Consider the following 23,053-nt stretch of genomic DNA (forward strand, 5'->3'; position numbering starts at 1 on the left):
GTATTAGGTTTTAATTTACATAAATTAAAGGAGGTTTTTTAATGTTATCAGAAAAATTACTTAAAGAGTTTAATGATCAAATGAAGTATGAATTTGCTTCAGCGAATTATTACTTAGCAATGGCTGGATACTGTTTAGATCAAGATTTAGACGGATTTGCTAACTTTTTCAAAGTACAAGCAGATGAGGAAAGATTCCACGCTATGAAATTTTTTAATTTTATTAATGATGCAGGTAGCCGTCTTGAAATCCAAGGATTTGAAGATCCTAAAAATGAATTTAGCTCATTAGAAGAGGTTTTTTCTTTCGCGTTAAATCATGAAAAGTTTGTAACTAGCAGAATTAATCTTCTAATGGATATTGCAGTTCAAGAAAAAAACTATGCCTGTGTTAGCTTCTTAAACTGGTTCATTGATGAGCAAGTAGAAGAAGAATCAATGTTTAATGCATTATTAAACAAGGTAAAAAGAATAGGAAACAATGATGCTGCTTTATTTTTACTAGATGCTGAATTAGCCCAAAGAACATTTACACCACCAGCTGCTGAATAATAAAAAAAATCCTCTAATCTAAAAATTAGAGGATTTTTTACACATTCTATTTCTCATGGCTTCTACTATTATGATATCAAGTTTCTGACTAAGTTCTACAACTTGTTTAGTTATTATTCCATTATTTAATTCAATTAATTGATTCAATTCTTCTCTTAATTGTTCTAATTGCAGATTTAAACACGCCTTCTTCTTTTTCATATGTACGTATCCTTTCTCATTTGTTATAGAATACCATACAACTCTTAGAACTCTTGTTCTGGTTAAAATTAATTAATTATCCCGTATATTTATTGCTTCTAGTACTTATTCAATACCCGGAAATAATATTATATAAACAATAAATCATTAGTCATTTAGTCCCAGTTTTTTTCTTTAATCGTCAATATATCATAATTTTTGTATTTTTTTGCCACAAATTAAAAATATATATATGCTATACTATTTTAATAGAACTCCTGTCATTTTTGTTTTTTAATTTTCGTTTATTACGTCGGAGGTAGTTAACTTGATTATCATTTTCTCCATATTATTAATACTATTAGTTATTTCTTTATATTTTTCATCAATAATTATATATCCTAAAACTATAGACCATCATAAAGGACTTGCAAGAGAAATAAAGCTAGGAAGAATTAATGAAGAGGATTTTAATTCTATTGAAAAAGAAGAAGTTATTATTAAGTCACCTTTTAATTACTCTCTTTTTGGTTTATTCTTTAATAATAATTCAAACAAAACAGTTATAATTTGTCATGGAATATCTTTAAATCTGTACAGTAGCATCAAATATTTGCCTCTTTACTATATTAAGGGATTTAATGTCCTTGTATACGACCATAGAAATCATGGGAAAAGTGGCGGTAAAACAACTACTTATGGCTACTATGAAAAATATGATTTAAAAGCCTGCGTAGACTGGGTGAAAGGTAGGTATGGACCTGATGCATTAATTGGTATTCACGGAGAATCCATGGGGGCTGCCACAGTAATTCAATATGCAGCATTAGAGGATGTAGCAGCTTTTTATGTTGTTGATTGCCCCTATTCTGATTTGAAATCCGAGCTGGTAATTAGATCTTGGGAAGATTACATGCTCCCAAAGTTTCCTATAATTAATATTTGTAATTTAATAAACAAAGTTGTTACGGGAGTATTTTTCGAACAAGTCTCCCCAATTAATGAAATTAGTAAAATAAAAACACCTATGTTATTTATTCATGGCGCTCTCGATAAGTATGTGCCAACAGAAATGACAATAGATTTGTTTAATAAAAAAAATGGATTAAAAGAGCTTTATATTGCTCCGAATTCAGGTCATGTTGAGTCATATAGTAATAATAAGGATGAGTACAATCTAATTTTAGATAAATTTTTAAAACTTATAAAAATAAATTGAAGCACCGTAAGTGTGCTTCAATTTATTTTTCTATTCAGATCTTGGTTTTGTAGGATCACAATCAGGCATTGTAACATTTGAGCTTTCTGCTAACTTTATTAAATAGTAGCATTCTTCTCTATACATATGGTCTAATAGTAAAGGAAATAACGTACCTAACACCTTATTACAAATTTCCAGCCCTTCTAGTTCCTTTAAGAACTTTTTAAACAATGTAATTTCCAGCTCTACTTGATTATTAAATCGGTCTAGAGCAGGATATCTGTCTAAACACGTTCTCATATATCCAGCCATTTCCACTGATTTAATATAGAAATCTTCAAAGTTCTCCATAAATTTCTCGCTTTTTTTAATTAACTGCTTTTCAACCATATCTAAGTCTCCAGATATTGCACTTGCATGCCCAGCAGCATCTAATAACCAGAGGAGATGTAAATAAATTGGGTGGTTTGGTGGTATTTGATTCATAAGTAAGTAACTTAAAACACGAATATATTCTTCTACCTCATTTACCATATGATTTAAAAAAGTTGGTGGTAGTTGAATCTTTATGTCTCCGATAAGATGTATTTTAATAATATCAAGCTTAAAAGCCCTTATTTCTTGGGCATAGTAATAGGCTTGATTTGTTAATACCTTAAGTTGCTCGTCAGTTAAAGGTTTTCTGGACTCGTTTAATAAACTGTCAAATATAGTAATAAAGTATTGAGCTCTTTGAATATACTGAATTTCACTGGGAGCAAGGGAATCAAAAATAAATCTAGCATGGTCACCTAAAACCTGTAACCAAAACTGGTTCTCAAATATAGTTACCGCTTTAATATCTTTTTGGTGCAAAAAAATCCCCCCAAATACTTATTAGTTTACTCATTTTTTCCTTATTAAAATTATATGTACATTTTATTTACTGTAGAAGTGTTCTAAAAGTATTATTTAACTACCAGGATTATTTCTCCTGATAACCCACTGAATAAATATTCATAATATATTGACTTTATTAGTTCAATTACCTTATAATTATAATATTATTTATAAATAGGGGGTTTACTATGTCAATTAAAGTATCTAAGTTCGGCGGAACTTCCTTAGCGAGTGCCGAACAATTTAAAAAAGTAAAAGAAATTATACTCAGTGATGAATCAAGACAATACGTAGTGCCTTCCGCACCTGGTAAAAGATACTCCTCAGATACAAAAGTTACTGATATGCTATACAAATGTCATCAATTATATAGTGAAGGTTTGGATTTCAAACCTACTTTCGATATAATTTGTAATCGATATGAAGAAATTGTTAATGATTTAAAATTAGGTTTAGACCTTACGCCTCATTTTAATGAAATATATACTACTATAGTTAAAGGCACAACTTTAGACTATGTTGCAAGTAGAGGTGAGTATCTTAACGGAATAATTTTAAGTGAGCTTATTAATTTTCAATTTATTGATGCAAAGGATATAATTTTCTTTAATGAAGAAGGAAGACTGGATTTAGATAAAACTAAAGAAGTTATGAGGCAAAGATTATCAAATACTCCTTTTGCTGTTATTCCTGGATTTTACGGGGCTCTTCCTAATGGAGAAGTAAAAATATTTTCTAGGGGAGGTTCAGATATTTCTGGGGCAGTAGTAGCTAGAGCTATTAAAGCTGAAGTCTATGAAAATTGGACTGATGTTTCTGGACTATTAATTGCGGATCCTGGGGTTGTTAACAATCCAAAACCTATAGATAAAATTACATATAGGGAATTACGTGAATTATCCTATATGGGAGCAAAAGTACTTCATGAAGAAACAATCTTCCCTGTTTTAGAAGCAGGTATTCCTATAAATATAAGAAATACAAATATACCAACGGACCCTGGTACTTTAATATTAAAACATGCAGAAGTTAATATTGAAAAAATACCTATAACTGGTATAGCAGGTAAAAAAGATTTTACTGTGATTGCCATTGAAAAAAATCAAATGAATGCGCAAATTGGATATGTAAGAAAGCTATTATCAATTTTTGAAGAGCACAGAGTAAGTTTCGAACATATACCTTCAGGAATTGATTCTGTTTCTGTTGTAGTTGATGATCAACAATTACAAAATGGCAAACTTGAAACTTTAGTAAAGGAAATTAGAAATCAATGCTGTCCTGATTTACTAGAAGTACATCCAAATATGGCTTTAGTCGCAACAGTTGGCCACGGAATGGCTTATCGTCCTGGTATAGCAGCAACAATATTTTCTGCACTTTACGAAGCTAATGTGAATATACGAATGATAGATCAAGGTGCTAGTGAAATTAATATAATAGTTGGAATTGAAAATGAAGATTTTGAAAAGGCTATACAAGTAATTTATAAAGCCTTTGTTCCAGAAGAATAATTATTTAGAGAGGCTGATCTTTGAAAAAAGAATAGCCTCTTTATATTTATCTACCTTACTATCTCTTCTATTAATCTAATTTCTGCCTCAATAGGAGACACAATCATTATATCTGCTTTTTCATATATCCTAGTTTCTTTTTCGTCTAAATACTTTCTATACATCTTTTTTTCCTTCTTAGAAAATTTAGAGAAACCTAAATTGTAACTATCCCTTTCTTCTATTAAGGATACATACTCCTTATTTAACTCTGAATAAGTAAGATTTAAATAATATAAATCTCTACCTTCTTGCTTTAGTTTTTCATAATCAGATTCTACTTTTTCTCTTAGTTCCTTTTCCCAGTCTTTATACATTTTAAAAGTTTTCCAATGAAGATAATAACTTAACCCTATTGATAGTAAATATAATATCGGAATAATTACTCTAAATAATTTATCATATTTATCCATACTTTAAATACCCCTTAATAATTGAATTTATCAGCATTATTATATTATATTAAGAAATATAAATTATACATAGTTGAAATATTTTCATTTAAAAAAGCAACAAAAAGAGCCCCACAAGGAGACTCAATATAAAAATTCAAAGATTAAAGCACATAAAGTAAATAACCCCAACCAATCATAATTGCTACAGGTATAAGTACCATAGCGATAACCTTTTCCAGCCTAGCTTTAAAATAGTCTACTGTTAAAACCAAGCAAAAATGCATTGGGGATATCATTATTCCCCCATATCCGCTAATAAACCCTAGGGCCATCAGTCTTAAATTTATATCACCATTTAATCCTACTAGTATAGGAAAGGTTATGGCGGCATATGCCTGGGACATACCTGTTAAAAATCCAACCAGAAATGGCAACAGTATTACAACCCAAACAGGTGGTATTCCTAGTCTTTCGAAGACAAAAGGAAGCTCCGTTACTATATTAGTAACTTCTAACATATTTTTAAACAACATTACACCTAATACTAACAAAATTATTTTTAATGAGACCGATTCTTTTAAAGAACTTTTGATTTGTTCCCAGCTATATTTATATACTAACCACAGAGCAACAATTACGATAAACAAACCATATACTAAATCAATATCAAATACAAAAAATAAGAGCAAAATAGAAACTATTGGCGAAATACCAATGCATAATTGTATTAAATGATTAGTCATTTTAAAGTTTTTAGATTTACTAGTCTTTACAGGTTTCTTTAATCCTAAGGTAATAAAGGGTATACCAGTAACTACAGCTACAATAGAAAATGAGTACAGTACCTTAATAAAATCAATTAAATGTACCCCTAAAACTTCTGTAGTTATGATTACTGCTGGATATAATGGTAGCACACATTCCCAAATATGCCTATACCAATAATTTATAGCACTTTTTCTTTCAGGTGAAATAGAATCATCTTCACAAGTATCCTCTACTAAAGGAGCAGAGAACAAGGCTCCACCGGCTGAAGGTAGTAACCCCATAAAGGCTGGTAAAATAGGCATAATGACTCTATAATCACCTATTAAACTCTTTAGAGAGATTACTATTTTACTAAGCATATTTCTATTTCTCATTATATTCTCTAAAACCATAATCAAAGTTAAAATCCCAGCAGTTCTAATTGTTGTACTTTCGTAGGATGTTGTCACAAAAATTCTACCTATACTAAAAAAATCTAGCCTAAACATCAATCCTAAGATAACAGAAGATATAATCATAGAATAGCTTAAATGTATCTTAAAGCGTAACAATACAATAATTAAAATAAAGATAGCTAATAGCTTTACTAGTGCCAATTTACAGGTCCCCTTTTCTATAGTCTATCTCTATTCTATTACTTTTTCATATTTACGTAAATAATAAATAAAAAATATGATTATTTCTCAATCTCATATGGCCAGTCAATTATTCCACCTAAATCATAAACCTTTTTATATCCCTTATCTACTAAAAGTTTTCTAGCTGTATCACTTCTAGCACCACTTCTACAATAAATTATTATTTCCTCGTTTTTATCCGCTAGTAATTGGTCTGATTTTTTTTCTAACTCATCTAGCGGAAGTAATACACTTCCTGGAATTCTGCCCTGCTCATACTCTTCTTTAGTTCTTACATCTAATAGGGTAAAGTTTTCATTCTTATTTAATTTTTCTTGCACTTGTTTAGCAGTTATCATGTGGTTACTCTCCTGTTTAACATTACTAAGAAATTTATATGCAATAGCTATAATTATAACAACTATAACAATGCTTAATATTCTCCTATTCATTATATTTTCCTCCCAATTTAAGCTATATGCAATTTTAAACTTATGTAATCGGAATATCTTTTATATAACCATTTTGAAAGTTACTAAATTGATATATTTTTCCCTCTTTCTCATTTAAATATAAATATGTGAAGCTTTCTACTTTTTCTTCCTCGTCCCAGGAAATAAAAAAATGGCCGTATAATAAGTTATTTAAAATCCCTTCTATATCTGCAAAATCATATTCTTGGTGAAACTCATAATCCCATGATTTTTTGAAATCATATCTCCATACTTCTGTATCGTCCATACTACTTAGGACTACCGCAAAATCTTCACCAAGTATTTCTTTAACATCATCTTTTGTCATCTCAATTTTAATGAACTTTTTAATATATTCTTTATCAATCTCTTGTGATGATATATTCTTAGTTTTACAACCAGCTATTAAAAATAGAGTAATTAAACATAATGCAATTAATTTTTTCAAACTTAATCCCACCTTATTTTGCTTTATTCATATATAAGTAACCTTAAACGAATTATTACATAGTGTATACTATAATGAAAATTTGGGGGTATTACTATGATTGAATATAATATACCTATTCTGATTTCAATAATTATTGGTATTTCAAGTACTTTAAAAAGAGTTTTCGATCATAAATACGACAGATTCGAGCCACTCTTCAAGTTAAGTTTAGGCATATTAGCCGGAGTAATATATACTAACCCACACAATATAAAGTTAGGCATTCTAGAGGGTATTATAATTGGATTAGCAGCAAATGGATTCAATATATATGCTCAGGGTATTAAAAATGGGTATGCGAATATTAAAATGTATAGAAACAATAAGCGTTAGTAGATTTAAAAAATTCAAATTAAATTTTATTAGTTTTAAATAACTTTTACTTTCTCTCTTTCTACTTCAGCTAGCCCTAACCTTACAAATAAAAATGGAGCAAATAGCGATGCCCATAATCCGATAATACAGTATCTCAAAACATCACTGCCCAAAATAGTAAGCTCACTTATGCCTAGGGTTATAAACAACTGTTTTAAAGCTATTCTAAATCCAACAAAACCTATCATTCCTATAACAAACTTTATAACCTGCTTTAAAATAGTTGTTGTATTTTTAAATTTTACATACTCATTTTCTAATTGATAACCAATTAGTAATCCTATAAAGAAACCAATTAGCAATCCTTTGTCATGGGCGGGTATAGACAGTAAGATCAAAGGTAAAAAAATAGAAAGTAGCATTTTTGTACTCCGCTGGAGTTTGTTTAATCTTATTACTATAAGATCGTAGCTTAGATTAAATATAATTAATAGTAAAATTGATATTACTAGCCCCCCAATAACGTCCATAGGATAATGCAATCCCAAGTACATTCTTGATACCCCAACTAATATAATAATTGCTAATGCACATATAGTAAATAATCTATTTTTAAAATATAAAGTCATATATCCCCAAAATGAGGCTGACCCTTGGGTGTGACCGCTAGGAAATGATGAAGAACCATAAGTAGACTCATTATAAAGAATTCTAATTTCTTCACCGGATGGTCTAGCTACAAAAGTTATTGCCTTTAGTGCTGAATTAATATACATTGAAAATAAAAAGAACATCGCAAATCTAAATGCATCTCTTTTATTAATACACCAATAAAATAACGGAACTACAATCATGTAATACTCAGGATTACCTATTTTAGTTACCAGAGTAAAAAAACTATCTAAAAAACTATTTGAATATTGCTGTAGCCATACTATAAATGAAATGTCAGTCATAGAATCCTCCCTTTAACTTGCGTTTCTCTTACAAGTAATTTAAAATTATACTCCATTCATGAAGTTTATCATCGAAGCTTTTTATATTACGTCCGGGTATTGGACTAGTCGAAGGTAACTGCTTGTATTCTACCTTATTCAAAAACTGTATACCTATATGCTTTTTAAGTGTACTATATGCTTTAGTGCCATTAAATCCAATAAATCTAATGTTTGGATAGTACTCTAATAAACTTTCTACTTCATTTACTTCTTCCTTCTTTATATTTGAATCTAAGCTACCTTCTCTAAAACAGGTGTTAATTACATCCCAAAGGGCAATCCCTTTTTTCATTAAAAAAGCCTTTTTCTGTTCGTAATGTTCATCCTCTATCTCATTAAACAAACTATAAATTATTTTCCAAAAATGATTTCTTGGATTACCATAGTATTGCTGCTTATCCAAAGACATTACCCCTGGCATTGAACCAAGAATTAAAACCTTACTCTCTTTATTGATTAATGGCTCAAAGGACTTTAATTTATCCATGTGTTATCACTCCATACTATTATTCAGGGCTAGTTGTAAGAAAAGGTTGATACATCATAATCCCATGGTTTTCAGTTATATATTCATCTTTTACAAGATGACCATCTACATTATATATTTTCCTATATATTGTATTATGCCTTACATATCCCCCCCAATATTCTAATGTTATTTTATGTTCTTTCTCGTATACTTCATAGGTATACATTGGTTTTTCTATAGTAGTCCACTCACCTACTAAATATTCATCTGTTAAATATACATTTAATTGGTATGGCTGATCAGTATTATTATATATTTTTAAATCTAAATAGTTGTATGCACATGTTGCCCCACTCCCAAAGGGTTGACTTCTTTTGGAATCAGGAAAAACATCATAACTATGACGGTGTCTTTCCACAACCTCGAGGGGTGTATGTAAAGAAAGCCAATAAATTAAATTTGAAAGTTGGCATAAACCACCACCAATCCCTGGCTTAAATGATCCATAAAATAAAACCATTCCATCAACATAGCCTTTATTTTTAGTTGGTTTACCAATCAATTTCCAATATGAAAATGTCTCCCCTGGGTATAGTACTATTCCATTTATATTTTTTATTGCTATTTTTAGATTTTTAACTTTATTATATTGATACCACATATCAACATCTTTTAAGCTTCTAAACAATGGAGTTTTATGACTAAAAACCGTATAATCAAGTTTATAATTTAATAGTGTTTTAGCATATTTAATTTTTCCGAAATACCATTCACCATATCTTTTTATGGTATAATATGTCTTGCCTAAAGCTATTCGAATCTTAGAGCGGGTTTTAGGTTTCACATAAATCCTCCCTTATCAATTATTAATACATTCATTATTATAACACCACAAATAGTATATGTGTTATTTTTTTCCATTTTAATTTCAGGACTTTCTCCTAAAAACAAAACTCTAACTTCAATTGAAATTAGAGTTTTTTATTTATCTATATGCCTTTACACCTAGTAAATTATCTACTGTTACAAATTCATAACCTTGTGATCTTAAGGTTATTATAATTTCTTCTATCCCTTCTACAGTAGCACCTCTTGTTTGCTCATCTCCACCAGCGTCATGGAAAAGTATTATGTCATTACCAAGGATAGGTGATAGGGAGTTTATTAATATAGTATCAACCTCTTGGTCTCGCCAATCTACAGAATCAATTGACCAATGAATAACCTTATAATTTAAGTCCCTTAAACCCTCTAAAGCCTGTTGATTTATTCCACCATATGGGGGGCGCATTAAAGCAGTTCTAACCCCAGTAACTTTTTGAATAATATTTTCTGTTTCAGTCATTTCAGTTACTAGTTGGCTTTGTGATACATTCCTTAAGTTTGGATGAATCCAAGTATGATTTGCTATCACATGACCTTCATTCACTATACGTTGCGCAATTGCTGGGTGTCTTTCAACCCTACTACCCATTACAAAAAAAGTTGCTGGAACATTATGTCTTTTTAAAACATCCAATAGCTGTGGAGTGTATGTTGGATTAGGTCCATCGTCAAAGGTTAAGGCAATTTTATTTCCATTACCAGTACCTTTCATAAATAGTGTGTCTGGATACATTCTAGCTAGTTGTGAAACACTATGCTGTGGGCTTGATGGTGGCTGTGAAACTACTTTATTTGGTATATTTAACACTTGGCCAACAAAGAGTAGATTTACATTAGTAATGTTATTCTCTTTTACTAAATCGTTCATTGGCACAGCCAAATCTTGAGAAATCTTAAAAAGCGTATCCCCTGGTTTAACAACATACTCATCGCTTACTGTTTGAGTTTGATTAGTATCATTATTTGGGATTTTTAGATTCTGTCCTACAAAAATATTATTCCAATTTGATAATTGATTTTCTTTAGCTATAGCTTCCATAGATACGCCTAACTGTTGGGATATCTTAAATAATGAATCCCCTGCCTTAACAGTATAAGTGTTATTTGTTACGGTTGTATTTGTTTGACTAGTATTTGTTGGTACCTTTAATGATTGCCCAACAAACAGGTTGTTTATATTAGTTATTTGATTTTCTGAGGCAATTGCTTCTACTGTAACTCCTAGTTTTTCGGAGATTTTAAATAATGTATCCCCTGGCTGAACAATGTAAATTCCATTATTATGAGTCTGTGGAATAATTAAAACTTGTTTTGGAAAAATAGTGTTATGATTTCTCAAATATTTATTTTGAGTCAGTATGGCGTTTACTGTTACTCCATGCCTTTGAGCAATCATAAATAAACTTTCACCTGGTGCAACACGATGTACTTGAGCCGCAGATGCCGTATATGGGAAAATAAATAACCCTACTAGCAATAGTGCTAGTATTGATTTTAATTTTTTATCCTTTATAGCTTACTACCCCCCTTCAATATTACCTTAAAAGGCTCATAACTATGATACACTACTATACTCACTATACATAGAAGTAATAAGTGGGAGTGATGCCATAAATGCCATATTGACATAAATACAATATATGTCAAAAGATATATACTAGTCGTGCTTAGAGTATAACTCAAAAAACTCAAAAGGATGGTGTTTCTTATTAAAGTAGCAATAATGGGTGCTGGTCTATCTGGATTGGCTTGCGCAATAACCTTAGAACAAAATGGAATAATACCTACTATATTTGAAAAGAGAGAAGTAGTTGGAGACAGATTCGTTAATTTAGAAATATTTCTTTCTATTTTAACAAAACCAGTAACTGATGTTATCTCCTTTTTTACAGAAAATTATGGTATCATAATTCATCCTGTAAGTAATATAAAAAACCTACATATCTATTCTGAAAATGAAAAATCTAAAATTCAAGGAAATTTGGGTTTTATTTCTCTCAGAGGACGTGATAGTGATTCCTTAGAGAATCAGTTTTCAAGACAATTGAAGAGTAAAATTATTTTTAACTCTAAGCACACTTATGAGGAATTACTTCAAGAATATACCCATGTAATTATAGCAACTGGAGATGCAGCTTACACTTCAAAAATTCAGGTTTTCAATGAAAGCTTAACAGTCTCCCTAAGAGGGGCAACAATAGAGGGCGACTTTGATAAATACTCCGTTTGTGCATGGTTAAATAACAAACTAGCTCCAAAAGGGTATGGTTATTTGATCCCGTTATCAGAAAAAGAGGCTCAAATTGTTATAGGCTATCCTGATTACAATGGTATTAAAAATATTAATGAAGATCAATTATGGGAAAATTTCTATAAGGAAGTATGTACATCTTTAGAGCAAGATTTAAGAATAACAGATCAATTTAAAGTAAAAAATTATATAATAGGCCTTTGTAATACTCCTAGAATTGGCAACACTTTTTTCGTTGGAAACTGCTTCGGCTCTGTTATGCCTTTTTTAGGTTTTGGACAATTCGCTTCCATATTAACTGGCATATACGCTGCACTGGATATATGCGGAAAAGGTAATTATGAACAACTAACTCATAAATTAAGAGAAAGTTATAAAAACTCCTTAGCTTTAAGGCGTGGTATAGAATTACTAGATAATAAAAAGCTTGATTTATTTGTTTCTGGACTTGAAGGCAAGCTTGGAGAAAGGCTTTTTAACTCGAAGTACGATTTCCTAAGAATAGGGGGAGCTATTTTAAGACCAATAACAAAAACAAAGTAGTCAGCCTAGCTACTACTTTGTTTTGTTATAAATTATATTTGTTTAAAGTTTCTTAATACTTCTCTTCTAAGCCATCCTAATCCAAACAAAGTGGTTAAATTACGAATCTTTTGTCTATCCCCCCAAAGCATAAGCCTTTTAGATTTTACATTCCCTTCAATATATAGTCCTAGATAAACCAAACCAACAGGCTTCTCGTCAGTTCCTCCTTCAGGTCCTGCAATACCTGTTACAGACAACCCGATATTCGTATTAGCCAGTTTAGCTACTTTTACAGCCATTTCCTTAGCAGTTTCTTCACTAACAGCCCCATATTTATTTATTGTATCCTCACTTACATTTAACCTTTTTACTTTAGATTCATTGCTATATGTTACAAGACCCTCCATAAAAACTGAAGAAGCCCCTGGACAGTTTACTAATCTAGCGGAAAATAAACCTCCAGTACAGGATTCAGCTATAGATATAGTCAAATTATTTTCAGATAATAGCTTTATTACAGAGTCTTCGATAGTACTCTCATCTTCTCCATATATGTAAGTACCTAGTCTTTCTCTAACTTTATTTTCCACAGGTTTGATTAAATTTAATGCATCAGCACTTGTTGCACCTTTAGCTGTAATTCTTAGGGTAACCTCTCCTTCTTTTGCGTAGGGAGCAATTGTTGGATTACTTTGCTCCTCAATAATATCTTGAACCATTTCTTCCATCTGACTTTCACCTAAACCATTGACTTTTAATGTCTTAGATTTAATAATACCATCGCTATATTTAGTCAAATAAGGAAATACTGTAGTTTCAAACATGCCCTTTAATTCCTTAGGTGGCCCAGGTAACAATATAACTACCTTATCTCCTTCCTCAATTATACATCCAGGAGCCGTTCCATTATCATTATTAACGATAATAGAACCTATAGGTAACATCGCCTGTTTTATATTTGATTGGGGCATATCTCTATTTATATTTTTAAAGAATGCTTTTACCTTTTCTAAGGCATCATTATTTAGTATTAGTTCCCTATTAAAATATTCAGCTACTATCTCCTTCGATAGATCATCTTTAGTTGGTCCTAGCCCACCGGTTGTAATAACAATATCCGACCTATTTATTGCAATCTCTAAAACCTCTTTTATCCTACCTGCATTATCACCTACAGCAGTTTGATAAAATGTAGATATTCCTAATTCCGCTAATTTTTTAGCTATGTATTGTCCATTAGAATTAATAATATCTCCAAGTATAATTTCTGTACCTATTGCTATTATTTCTGCCTTCATCTCTTCACTTCCCCTTTATCTATTTGCCTATACTACTTATTATACTACCTTTATTGTCTTTTTTCTTTATTATTCTTATATCTATATATTTTAATACAAAAACGACAAAAAGTTCGGTTTTATAAAAACTGAGTAGACCTATGCAATATATATATTTTATTTACTTACATTGTTTTTTTATTATTATTTCAAGGTTTCAGGCACATTTCAGAATAAGTTTTAAATTTTCTGAAAATTTACTGTTGACATTATATAATTATCGTAATATAATGAATACAAATTAAAACACGAACATTATTCAAATTATAAAGTTATAATGTTTGTAATATTCTTAACGATTTAAATTCTGAGGGAGGTGTTCATATGGAAAAAATAGTGAAGATTGAAATTATCACTCGCCAAAACAAATTCGAATTATTAAAGGAAGCTTTAAACAAAATCAACGTTAGTGGTATGACAGTAACACAGGTATTAGGTTATGGAAATCAAAAAGGAAGAACAGAGGTATACAGGGGCACAGAATATAGTGTAGATCTTTTACCTAAGATCAAAGTAGAGGTTGTCGTTCCAGAGTCACTAATTGAACCGATCGTTTCTGAAACGACTAAGGTTTGTAACACTGGGCATATTGGTGATGGTAAAATATTTATCTATCCAATAGATAGGGTTATTCGTATTCGTACTCAAGAAGAAGCTGGTAATGCAATATAGTCTTTATACATTTAACTTATATTGAAAAAGGAGGTTTTATTATGGAAACAAATTTAGAAATGATTACAGCTATAGATACCCTTTGGGTGGTATTATGTGCGGCTTTAGTATTCTTCATGCAAGCAGGATTCTGTATGGTTGAAACAGGTTTTACGCGAGCAAAGAATGCAGGGAATATTATTATGAAAAACTTAATGGACTTCGCCATTGGTTCATTAATATATTGGGTTGTAGGGTTTAGTATTATGTTTGGCGTAAGTGCAGGTGGATTTATAGGTAGTTTAGATTTATTTTCAACAGGTACTTTTGAACATCTAGGATTAACTGTACCAAAAGAAGCATTTTTAATCTTCCAAACAGTTTTCGCAGCTACTGCAGCAACTATCGTTTCCGGTGCGATGGCAGAAAGAACTAAGTTTAGCTCTTATTTAATCTATAGTTTCTTTATAACTTTAATTATTTACCCTGTAGTAGGACATTGGACTTGGGGTGGTGGCTGGCTAAGCGAACTAGGATTTATGGATTTTGCAGGATCAACTGTTGTTCACTCCTTAGGTGGATGGTCTGCTCTAATGGGCGCATGGATTCTTGGGCCTAGAATTGGTAAATATTCGTCCGACGGAAAGTCTCAAGCAATACCTGGTCATAGTTTAACTTTAGGTGCTCTTGGGGTATTCATACTTTGGTTTGGTTGGTTCGGATTTAACCCTGGTTCAACTTTATCAGGAATGGCAAGTGTAGACATATCTCACATCTTTGTTACTACAAACCTTTCAGCAGCAATGGCAGCGACAGTAACAATGATTATAACTTGGATTAGATACAAAAAACCTGATGTTAGTATGACTCTAAACGGTGCCTTAGCTGGTTTAGTAGCAATAACAGCAGGAACTCATGCAGTAAGCCCTGTAGGAGCAGTATGTATTGGAGCAATAGCTGGGGTTGTAATAGTATATGCCATAGAATTTATTGATAAAGTTCTTAAAATAGATGATCCGGTTGGAGCAATAGGAGTTCATGGAGTTTGTGGGGCAACAGGGACATTATTAGTTGGAGTATTTGCAGTAGACGGTGGGTTATTATACGGTGGTGGATTTGATTTATTAATCGTTCAAGCAATAGGTGTATTTGCAGTAGCAGCTTGGACTTTAACAACAACCTTTATCCTATTTAAAACAATTAAGGCTACGGTTGGTTTAAGAGTTCACGCAGAAGAAGAAATTAATGGTTTAGACATTGAAGAGCACGGAATTGAAAGTTATGCAGACTTTCAGCCGAAAAACATATCCTTAACTCAACAGATATAATCATTGACAGGTGCCATTGGGAGTGGCACCTGTTTTTTTACTCTTCAATGTCTATTTAAATATTATACAGAAATATCGTCTGTGTCAAATTGTATTTCCATCATCTCTTTACTCCTTCTAATTTCTTGCAATTTTGACTTGATTAAGGAAACTACTTTTTTTGCATCCTCTTCACTATTTACAATATCAGTCTTGTCCATATCAACAATTATAGTGTCACTTGCCCTATAATGATTTTTAAGCCAATCATCATAACCTTCCCATAATGTTCGATAGTATTCTATCAAAGACTCATCCTGTTCAAAATCCCTACCACGCAAGCTAATTCTATGCATTACTGTATCAAAACCTGCTTTCAAATATACGTTTAAGTCAGGGGCCTTTTTATAGGGTAACCCATCTATTTCTGACATCATTGAAGATAGCAGCTTTTCATATATATCCATTTCTAAATCATTAATTCTGCCTAGATTATGATTAACCTTTGCAAAGTACCAATCTTCATATATACTTCTGTCTAATACATTGTCGTCTTCCTTATATGCTTGCTTAATCGCCTCAAAACGAGTATGTAGAAAATGTAATTGAAGTAAAAACGGGTAACGTTTTGCTTGTATTTCCTCAGGACTTGCAGTATAAAAAAGAGGTAGAATCGGATTATTGTCTACATTCTCAAAAAACGCCTTTGAATTTAACTCTTTAGCTAACAACTCAGAAACTGAAGTTTTTCCTATACCTATCATTCCACTAATTACAATCACCAAAATGGCCCCCTCTTTCTTATTAAAATCCTTTACTTATAGTATTTAAAAGATCACAGCATTATATATGTTTTAAAACAATCTCAATACAGTATTTGCTACTCTTATAAAATAACTGCTCCTTTTAATTATATACCATTAAATGAATTAGTTCTATTTTGTTATATATTTTAACGCATTGTAAAATTATATCATATTGTCTCGATAAAAAAAGAGAGTAATTGCTCTATAACAATTACCCCCTTATAAAATAATCTTTAATTTTTCATATCTGCTCTCATTAAATATCTATCACATTCTTTAGCTACGGATATACCTTCTTTCATTGCAGTCACTACTAAGCTTTGGCCTCTACGCATATCCCCTGCAACAAATACCTTAGGATTATTCGTACTAAATTTTCCACGACTAGGCTTATTGTTATATTTTAATGACTCTTCTATTTTAAACTTTTCAACTAAGTTTTCTTCTGGCCCCACAAATCCCATGGCTAATATAACCAGCTGAGCTGGCCACACCTTTTCCGTACCAGGAATCTCCTTTAATGCAAATCCTTTTTCACTTTGTTCCCAGGTTACTTTAATAGTGTGCACCTCTTTAACATTGCCATTATTATCAGAAATAATCTTTTTAGTCAAAGTAGAGTACTGTCTAGAATCCTCCCCGTAAACCTCTATAACTTCTTCCTGTCCATAGTCAGTTTTAAATACTTTAGGCCATTCTGGCCACGGATTATGAACGCTTCTATAAACATCTGCCTTTGGCATAATTTCTAATTGAGTTACACTTTTACAGCCTTGGCGTATTGATGTAGCTATACAGTCAGTACCTGTATCTCCACCACCAATAACAATAACATCCTTATCTTTTGCACTGAGCTCTAATGTAACATTTTTAGGATCTAAGACTGTTTTAGTACTAGCAGTTAGAAAGTCCATTGCAAAATGAACGCCCTTACTCTCCCTACCTTCACAAACTAAATCCCTAGGCTTTGTTGCTCCACAACATAATACTATTGCATCAAAATCCTTACTAAGTTGTTCTACATCATAGTCTTTACCTACTTCGGTATTTGTTAAAAAGGTTAAGCCCTCTGCTTCTAAAATGTCAATTCTTCTTTCAACAGTCTTTTTGTCTAGCTTCATATTTGGAATACCATACATTAATAATCCACCAGCTCGATCTGCTCTTTCAAAGACAGTAACCCTATGGCCTAGTTTATTTAAATATGATGCACAAGTTAAACCAGAAGGGCCTGAGCCTACTACGGCCACTCGTTTATCAGTCCTCTTTTTTGGGGGTTGGGGCTTAACCCACCCATTTTCGAATGCCTTATCAATGATATGACATTCTATACTCTTTATAGTAACTGGTGGGTCATTCAGCCCCAGTGTACATGACCCTTCACAGAGTGCAGGGCAAACTTTGCTTGTGAATTCTGGAAAATAATTTGTTTCCTCTAATCTTTTATATGCTTCATACCATAGTCCTCGATAAACTAGATCATTCCATTCAGGAATTAAATTATTCAAAGGACAGCCTGACATTACACCATTCATAGATACCCCAGCATGACAGAATGGCACACCACAATCCATACATCTTGCCGCCTGAGTTTGTAACTTTTCCTCCGGAAAAGATTGATGAAATTCCTGCCAATCCTTTATTCGTTCACAAGGAGTACGATCCGCAGGAAGTTCTCTGCTATATTCTAAAAAACCTGTAGATTTTCCCATAAACTAATCTCCTCCTTATTAATTCCCACTTACTCTAGCTAATTTTTTATTGTTTTTATCAAAAGCTATCATTAAAGCTTCTCCCTTGCTAATTCCAGAAATACTAGATTGTTCAAATAACTCAAGCATACGTTTATAGTCTCTCGGAATTACTCTTACAAATTTATGTCTTAAAGTTTCCCAATTTTTAATTATATAAGTTGCCTTTTCGCTACCTGTATATGACATGTGACGCATAATCATTTTTTTAACTTCGTAAAATTCTTTATCATCTACGATTTTTTCTAAATCTACCATATCTTTATTACAACGGGATTCAAAGTTACCTTTTTCATCAAAGATATATGCAATACCACCTGACATCCCAGCCGCAAAGTTTCTACCCGTTGATCCCAGTACAACTACTCGGCCACCTGTCATATATTCACAACCATGATCTCCAACAGACTCAACTACTGCTTTTACACCACTATTTCTTACACAGAAACGTTCACCCGCAGCCCCTCTAATATATGCCTCTCCAGAAGTAGCACCATAAAAAGCTACGTTTCCTATGATTACATTATCCTCTGCTGCAAAAGTTGCAGATTTAGGTGGACAAACTATTATTTTACCCCCTGATAATCCTTTTCCGATATAATCATTTGCATCACCTTCTAGGATCATCGTCATACCACTTGGAACAAAAGCACCAAAGCTTTGACCCGCTGAACCCTTAAAGTTGAATGTTATTGTATTTTCTGGCAAACCTTTTGATCCATATCTTTTTGTAATTTCACTTCCTAATATAGTCCCAGTAGCTCTATCAGTATTTTGTATCTTTACCTCTTCTTCAACAGGCATTCTATATTCTAATGCAGGTTTACTTAATCCTAACAATAGTCTATAGTCTAAAGTCTTCTCGATTTCATGATTTTGTTTAGTTGTACAATGTCTTTCCGTTGTAGCAGGAGGATTGTAAAGGATACTTGAGAAATCAACCCCTTTAGCTTTCCAATGATCAATTGCACTCTTAGTTTCCAATCTATCTACTCTACCAACCATCTCGTCAATAGTTCTAAAACCAAGCCCAGCCATCCACTCTCGTACATCCTGTGCAATGAACTTCATGAAATTCTCAACATATTCAGGCTTGCCACAAAACCTTTTTCTAAGTTCAGGGTTTTGTGTAGCTATTCCAGTAGCACAAGTATCCTTATGGCATACTCTCATCATTACACATCCCAAAACTACGAGTGGGGCTGTTGCAAATCCAAACTCCTCTGCCCCTAGTAAAGCTGCTACAACTACGTCTCTTCCTGTCATTAACTTTCCGTCAGTTTCAAGTCTAACTCTATTTCTTAATCCATTTAACATAAGAGTTTGATGAGCTTCAGCTAAGCCTAATTCCCATGGTAATCCCGCATATTGAATACTTGTTCTTGGGGATGCACCTGTACCCCCATCACAGCCACTTATTAATATTACATCAGCTCTACCCTTTGCTACCCCAGCGGCTACAGTACCAACTCCAACTTCAGAAACTAGTTTAACACTAATATTTGCATCACAGTTAGCATTTTTTAAGTCAAAGATTAGTTGGGCTAAATCCTCTATAGAATAAATATCATGATGTGGTGGCGGAGAAATTAGTCCTACTCCCGGTGTAGAATATCTCGCCTTTGCAATCCATGGATATACTTTTAACCCTGGTAATTGCCCACCTTCTCCCGGTTTAGCACCTTGAGCCATTTTTATCTGTATTTCTTTAGCATTTACTAAATATTCACTAGTAACACCAAATCTTCCTGATGCCACCTGTTTTATAGCACTTGAACGGGAGTCTCCATTTTCATCTAACAAGAATCTATCCGGATCTTCGCCACCTTCTCCAGTGTTACTTTTACCACCAATTCGATTCATAGCAATTGCTAAAGTCTCATGTGCCTCTTGACTGATCGAACCATAAGACATAGCACCTGTTTTGAATCTCTTACAAATTGATTCTACTGACTCTACCTCATCTAAAGGGATAGGTTCCCTATCTTTTTTAATTTCAAGGAGACCTCTCAATGTACAGAGTCTCTGGGTTTGGTCATTTAAAAGTTCACTATACTCTTTATATAGCTCATAATTACCTGTTCTGGTAGCATATTGTAATTTATATATAGTTTCTGGATTATATTGATGGTATTCCCCATCTTTACGCCATTGATAATTTCCGCCGGCTTCTAAAACATCAGATACGGAATTATCTACAAAGGCATTTTCATGCTTTTTACGAGTCTCTAAAGATAGCTCCTCAATACCAATACCTTCTATTCTAGTAGGTGTCCATGTAAAGTATTTATCTACTAACTCTTTCTTTAATCCTAAAGCCTCGAATATTTGGGAACCTTGGTAGCTTTGGAATGTTGAAATACCCATTTTCGATAATACTTTTACTACACCTTTAGTCGCTGCCTTAACATAGTTGTAAACAGCTTTCTCTGTACTCACGCCCGTTACAATGTTTTTATCAACACAATCTCTTATTGTTTCGATTGCCAAGTACGGACAAACCGCACTTACTCCATATCCAATTAGCAATGAGAAATGATGTACTTCTCTAGGCTCTCCAGACTCTAAGACTAAGGCTACACTAGCTCTTGACCCTTCACGAATTAAGTGATGATGCAATCCAGATACCGCTAGTAATGAAGGTATTGCTGCGTATTCCTTATCAATTCCTCTATCAGATAATACAAAAATATTATATCCTTCTTTAATTGCATCACTTACTTTTTCAAACAAGTTATCTAGAGCCTTTTCTAGTCCCAAGGAACCTTCATTTACTTTATATTTAATAGGTAAAGTAAGAGCTTTAAATCCTTCTTTATTAATATTACGAATCTTCTCTAACTCTTCCTCTACAATAATTGGAGTTTTAAGTTTAATTTGAAAACAATTTTCAGGTTTTGTATCAAGTAAATTCGCCTCTGAGCCAAGTACAGTCTCCGTGGATGTAATTATCTCTTCTCTCAATGCATCAATCGGCGGATTTGTTACTTGAGCAAATAACTGTCTAAAATAATTAAATAGAGATTGAGGTCTATCAGATAATACAGCCAATGGAGTATCTGTTCCCATCGAGCCAATTGCCTCTTCTCCATTTTCAGCCATAGGTCCTAAAATAATTCGTAAATCCTCAAAGGTATATCCAAAGGATTTCTGATATTGTAATAGGTTTTCAACCCCATACTTAACACTTTCTTGTTTACCTAAATCATCTAAAGATAATAGGTTTTGATCTAACCATTCTCTATATGGATGTTGACTAGCAACCTTCTCCTTAATTTCTTCATCTAAAATAATACGTCCTTCTTTTGTGTCAACTAAAAACATTCTACCTGGCTTTAATCGACCCTTTTCCTTTATCCTCTCCGGAGCAATTTCTAACACTCCAACCTCAGATGCAAGTACTACCATGTCATCCTTAGTAATATAGTATCTCGCAGGTCTTAGACCATTTCTATCTAGTATAGCACCTACAACAGTACCATCAGTAAAACCAATTGCCGCAGGTCCATCCCATGGTTCCATTAAACAGCTATGATATTCATAAAATGCTCTTTTTGTGTCACTCATACTTTCATGTTTTGACCATGGCTCAGGTACTGTCATCATCATAGAATGAGGTAGAGAACGACCACCAAGGGTCAAGAATTCAACACAGTTATCTAGCATAGCTGAATCACTACCATCTTGATTTACAATAGGAAATACTTTATTTAAATCTTCTCCAAATAAATCAGATTTTAGATTTGCTTCTCTAGCATGCATCCAGTTAACATTTCCTCTAATCGTATTAATTTCTCCGTTATGAATAATGTATCTATTAGGATGTGCTCTTTCCCAACTTGGGAATGTATTAGTACTGAATCTCGAATGCACTAATGCTATAGCCGACTCCATATCAGCATCATTTAAGTCTAAATAAAAGTCCTTAACCTGCTCAGGTGTTAACATCCCTTTGTAGACAATAGTCTTTGGGGATAAACTTGCGATATAAAAACATTTATCAACAGGGGCTTTTCCATTTCTTATTAATTTTTCTGCTCTTTTTCTTATTACATAAAGCTTTCTTTCAAAGCTTTTTTCATCTTGAATTTCTGCGCTTTTTTTAATAAACATTTGTTTAATTAGAGGCATACTCGCCTTAGCCGAATCCCCCAAACTACTTGGATTCGTTGGTAGCGTTCTCCAACCTAAAAAAACTTGACCCTCATCTTCAATAATTTCTTTTAATAATTTCTCGCTTTGCTGTCGAATTTTTTCGTTAGGAGATAAAAAAACCATGCCTACAGCATATTCTCCTTCATTAGGCAAGTCAATTTTCTCCACATGACATACCTTAGTTAAAAATTTATGGGGTACCTGTATAAGGATTCCTGCTCCGTCTCCGGTTTGCTCCTCAGCTCCACAACCACCTCGATGGGTCATATTAATTAATATTTTAATAGCTTGATCAACTACATCGTGTGATTTTATCCCCTTTATATTAGCCATAAATCCAATCCCACAAGCATCGTGTTCAAATTGCGGATCGTATAAACCCTGTTTTACCGGTAACCCTAACTCTTTCATGGTCTCCACCCTTTCTTTACTATTCCTAAGAGAAAATTAATCCATTATATAAATGGATTATGCATCTCGAACTATTTTTATAGTA

21 protein-coding genes are annotated in these 23,053 nt (G+C 32.6%); 7 read left to right on the forward strand and 14 right to left on the reverse strand.

Features of this window, described 5'->3' with window-relative positions; translation table 11 throughout:
* The first annotated feature begins 41 nt into the window (after nt 1-41).
* Entirely contained in the window at nt 42-551 is a 510-nt protein-coding gene (locus tag HZR23_RS01275) for a ferritin (protein WP_132847789.1), read from the forward strand.
* 18 nt (nt 552-569) lie between these two features.
* Here the strand turns inward: HZR23_RS01275 and HZR23_RS01280 are convergent, their stop codons facing one another.
* The gene (locus tag HZR23_RS01280) at nt 570-752 is read right to left on the reverse strand and encodes an aspartyl-phosphate phosphatase Spo0E family protein (RefSeq protein WP_132847790.1); all 183 of its coding nucleotides are present in this window, start codon (nt 750-752) and stop codon (nt 570-572) included.
* A gap of 307 nt (nt 753-1,059) precedes the next feature.
* Between HZR23_RS01280 and HZR23_RS01285 the strand changes: the two genes are divergently transcribed.
* On the forward strand, nt 1,060-1,950 hold the full coding sequence (locus tag HZR23_RS01285) for an alpha/beta hydrolase (RefSeq protein WP_243098170.1): 891 nt from the start codon (nt 1,060-1,062) through the stop codon (nt 1,948-1,950).
* Between the two features lie 30 nt (nt 1,951-1,980).
* On the opposite strand, the gene HZR23_RS01290 is transcribed toward HZR23_RS01285, so the two are convergent.
* On the reverse strand, nt 1,981-2,787 hold the full coding sequence (locus HZR23_RS01290) for a DUF2935 domain-containing protein (protein ID WP_132847792.1): 807 nt from the start codon (nt 2,785-2,787) through the stop codon (nt 1,981-1,983).
* A 212-nt stretch (nt 2,788-2,999) separates the two neighbouring features.
* On the opposite strand from HZR23_RS01290, the gene HZR23_RS01295 reads away from it, so the two are divergent.
* Entirely contained in the window at nt 3,000-4,325 is a 1,326-nt protein-coding gene (locus HZR23_RS01295; protein WP_132847793.1) for an aspartate kinase, read from the forward strand.
* A gap of 50 nt (nt 4,326-4,375) precedes the next feature.
* On the opposite strand, the gene HZR23_RS01300 is transcribed toward HZR23_RS01295, so the two are convergent.
* The 4 genes from HZR23_RS01300 to HZR23_RS01315 form a co-directional block, all read right to left on the reverse strand.
* Nucleotides 4,376-4,777, reverse strand: coding sequence for a hypothetical protein (locus HZR23_RS01300; RefSeq protein WP_132847794.1), 402 nt, complete (start codon nt 4,775-4,777; stop codon nt 4,376-4,378).
* Between the two features lie 143 nt (nt 4,778-4,920).
* Nucleotides 4,921-6,123 (reverse strand): DUF401 family protein, encoded by a 1,203-nt coding sequence (locus HZR23_RS01305; protein WP_165913625.1) that lies wholly within the window; start codon nt 6,121-6,123, stop codon nt 4,921-4,923.
* Nucleotides 6,124-6,203: 80 nt separating this feature from the next.
* Nucleotides 6,204-6,596 carry a rhodanese-like domain-containing protein gene (locus tag HZR23_RS01310; protein ID WP_132847796.1) on the reverse strand — a complete coding sequence of 131 codons (393 nt, stop codon included), beginning with the start codon at nt 6,594-6,596 and terminating at the stop codon, nt 6,204-6,206.
* A 40-nt stretch (nt 6,597-6,636) separates the two neighbouring features.
* Nucleotides 6,637-7,065, reverse strand: a complete 429-nt coding sequence (locus HZR23_RS01315) for a hypothetical protein (protein WP_132847797.1) — start codon at nt 7,063-7,065, stop codon at nt 6,637-6,639.
* Between the two features lie 96 nt (nt 7,066-7,161).
* Here HZR23_RS01315 and HZR23_RS01320 point away from each other — a divergent pair, with 96 nt between their 5' ends.
* Nucleotides 7,162-7,440: a hypothetical protein gene (locus HZR23_RS01320; RefSeq protein WP_132847798.1), complete on the forward strand. Its 279-nt coding sequence runs from the start codon at nt 7,162-7,164 to the stop codon at nt 7,438-7,440.
* Between the two features lie 35 nt (nt 7,441-7,475).
* Here the strand turns inward: HZR23_RS01320 and HZR23_RS01325 are convergent, their stop codons facing one another.
* The 4 genes from HZR23_RS01325 to HZR23_RS01340 all read right to left on the reverse strand — a co-directional run bounded on the left by HZR23_RS01325 (nt 7,476) and on the right by HZR23_RS01340 (nt 11,251).
* Complete coding sequence (locus HZR23_RS01325) at nt 7,476-8,378, reverse strand: phosphatase PAP2 family protein (protein WP_132847799.1); 903 nt, start codon at nt 8,376-8,378, stop codon at nt 7,476-7,478.
* 28 nt (nt 8,379-8,406) lie between these two features.
* Complete coding sequence (locus tag HZR23_RS01330) at nt 8,407-8,907, reverse strand: DNA-deoxyinosine glycosylase (protein WP_132847800.1); 501 nt, start codon at nt 8,905-8,907, stop codon at nt 8,407-8,409.
* A gap of 19 nt (nt 8,908-8,926) precedes the next feature.
* Complete coding sequence (locus HZR23_RS01335; protein WP_132847801.1) at nt 8,927-9,733, reverse strand: VanW family protein; 807 nt, start codon at nt 9,731-9,733, stop codon at nt 8,927-8,929.
* 141 nt (nt 9,734-9,874) lie between these two features.
* Nucleotides 9,875-11,251 carry a LysM peptidoglycan-binding domain-containing protein gene (locus tag HZR23_RS01340; protein ID WP_165913626.1) on the reverse strand — a complete coding sequence of 459 codons (1,377 nt, stop codon included), beginning with the start codon at nt 11,249-11,251 and terminating at the stop codon, nt 9,875-9,877.
* 219 nt (nt 11,252-11,470) lie between these two features.
* On the opposite strand from HZR23_RS01340, the gene HZR23_RS01345 reads away from it, so the two are divergent.
* Nucleotides 11,471-12,568 (forward strand): NAD(P)-binding protein, encoded by a 1,098-nt coding sequence (locus HZR23_RS01345; protein ID WP_243098171.1) that lies wholly within the window; start codon nt 11,471-11,473, stop codon nt 12,566-12,568.
* A 32-nt stretch (nt 12,569-12,600) separates the two neighbouring features.
* Here the strand turns inward: HZR23_RS01345 and HZR23_RS01350 are convergent, their stop codons facing one another.
* Nucleotides 12,601-13,848, reverse strand: a complete 1,248-nt coding sequence (locus HZR23_RS01350) for a competence/damage-inducible protein A (protein WP_132847803.1) — start codon at nt 13,846-13,848, stop codon at nt 12,601-12,603.
* Nucleotides 13,849-14,211: 363 nt separating this feature from the next.
* On the opposite strand from HZR23_RS01350, the gene HZR23_RS01355 reads away from it, so the two are divergent.
* Together HZR23_RS01355 and HZR23_RS01360 are read left to right on the forward strand one after the other, a co-directional pair.
* The gene (locus HZR23_RS01355) at nt 14,212-14,559 is read left to right on the forward strand and encodes a P-II family nitrogen regulator (RefSeq protein WP_132847804.1); all 348 of its coding nucleotides are present in this window, start codon (nt 14,212-14,214) and stop codon (nt 14,557-14,559) included.
* A gap of 41 nt (nt 14,560-14,600) precedes the next feature.
* Nucleotides 14,601-15,866: an ammonium transporter gene (locus tag HZR23_RS01360; protein ID WP_132847805.1), complete on the forward strand. Its 1,266-nt coding sequence runs from the start codon at nt 14,601-14,603 to the stop codon at nt 15,864-15,866.
* A gap of 62 nt (nt 15,867-15,928) precedes the next feature.
* On the opposite strand, the gene HZR23_RS01365 is transcribed toward HZR23_RS01360, so the two are convergent.
* From HZR23_RS01365 to gltB, 3 genes are all read right to left on the reverse strand, one after another.
* Nucleotides 15,929-16,627, reverse strand: a complete 699-nt coding sequence (locus tag HZR23_RS01365) for a deoxynucleoside kinase (protein WP_330571387.1) — start codon at nt 16,625-16,627, stop codon at nt 15,929-15,931.
* A 257-nt stretch (nt 16,628-16,884) separates the two neighbouring features.
* The gene (locus HZR23_RS01370; protein WP_132847807.1) at nt 16,885-18,363 is read right to left on the reverse strand and encodes a glutamate synthase subunit beta; all 1,479 of its coding nucleotides are present in this window, start codon (nt 18,361-18,363) and stop codon (nt 16,885-16,887) included.
* Between the two features lie 18 nt (nt 18,364-18,381).
* Nucleotides 18,382-22,968: a glutamate synthase large subunit gene (gene gltB / locus HZR23_RS01375; protein WP_132847808.1), complete on the reverse strand. Its 4,587-nt coding sequence runs from the start codon at nt 22,966-22,968 to the stop codon at nt 18,382-18,384.
* Between the last annotated feature and the right edge of the window lie 85 nt (nt 22,969-23,053).

It is taken from the genome of Serpentinicella alkaliphila (assembly GCF_018141405.1).
In the GTDB taxonomy this organism is placed as follows: Bacteria; Bacillota; Clostridia; order Peptostreptococcales; family Natronincolaceae; genus Serpentinicella; species Serpentinicella alkaliphila.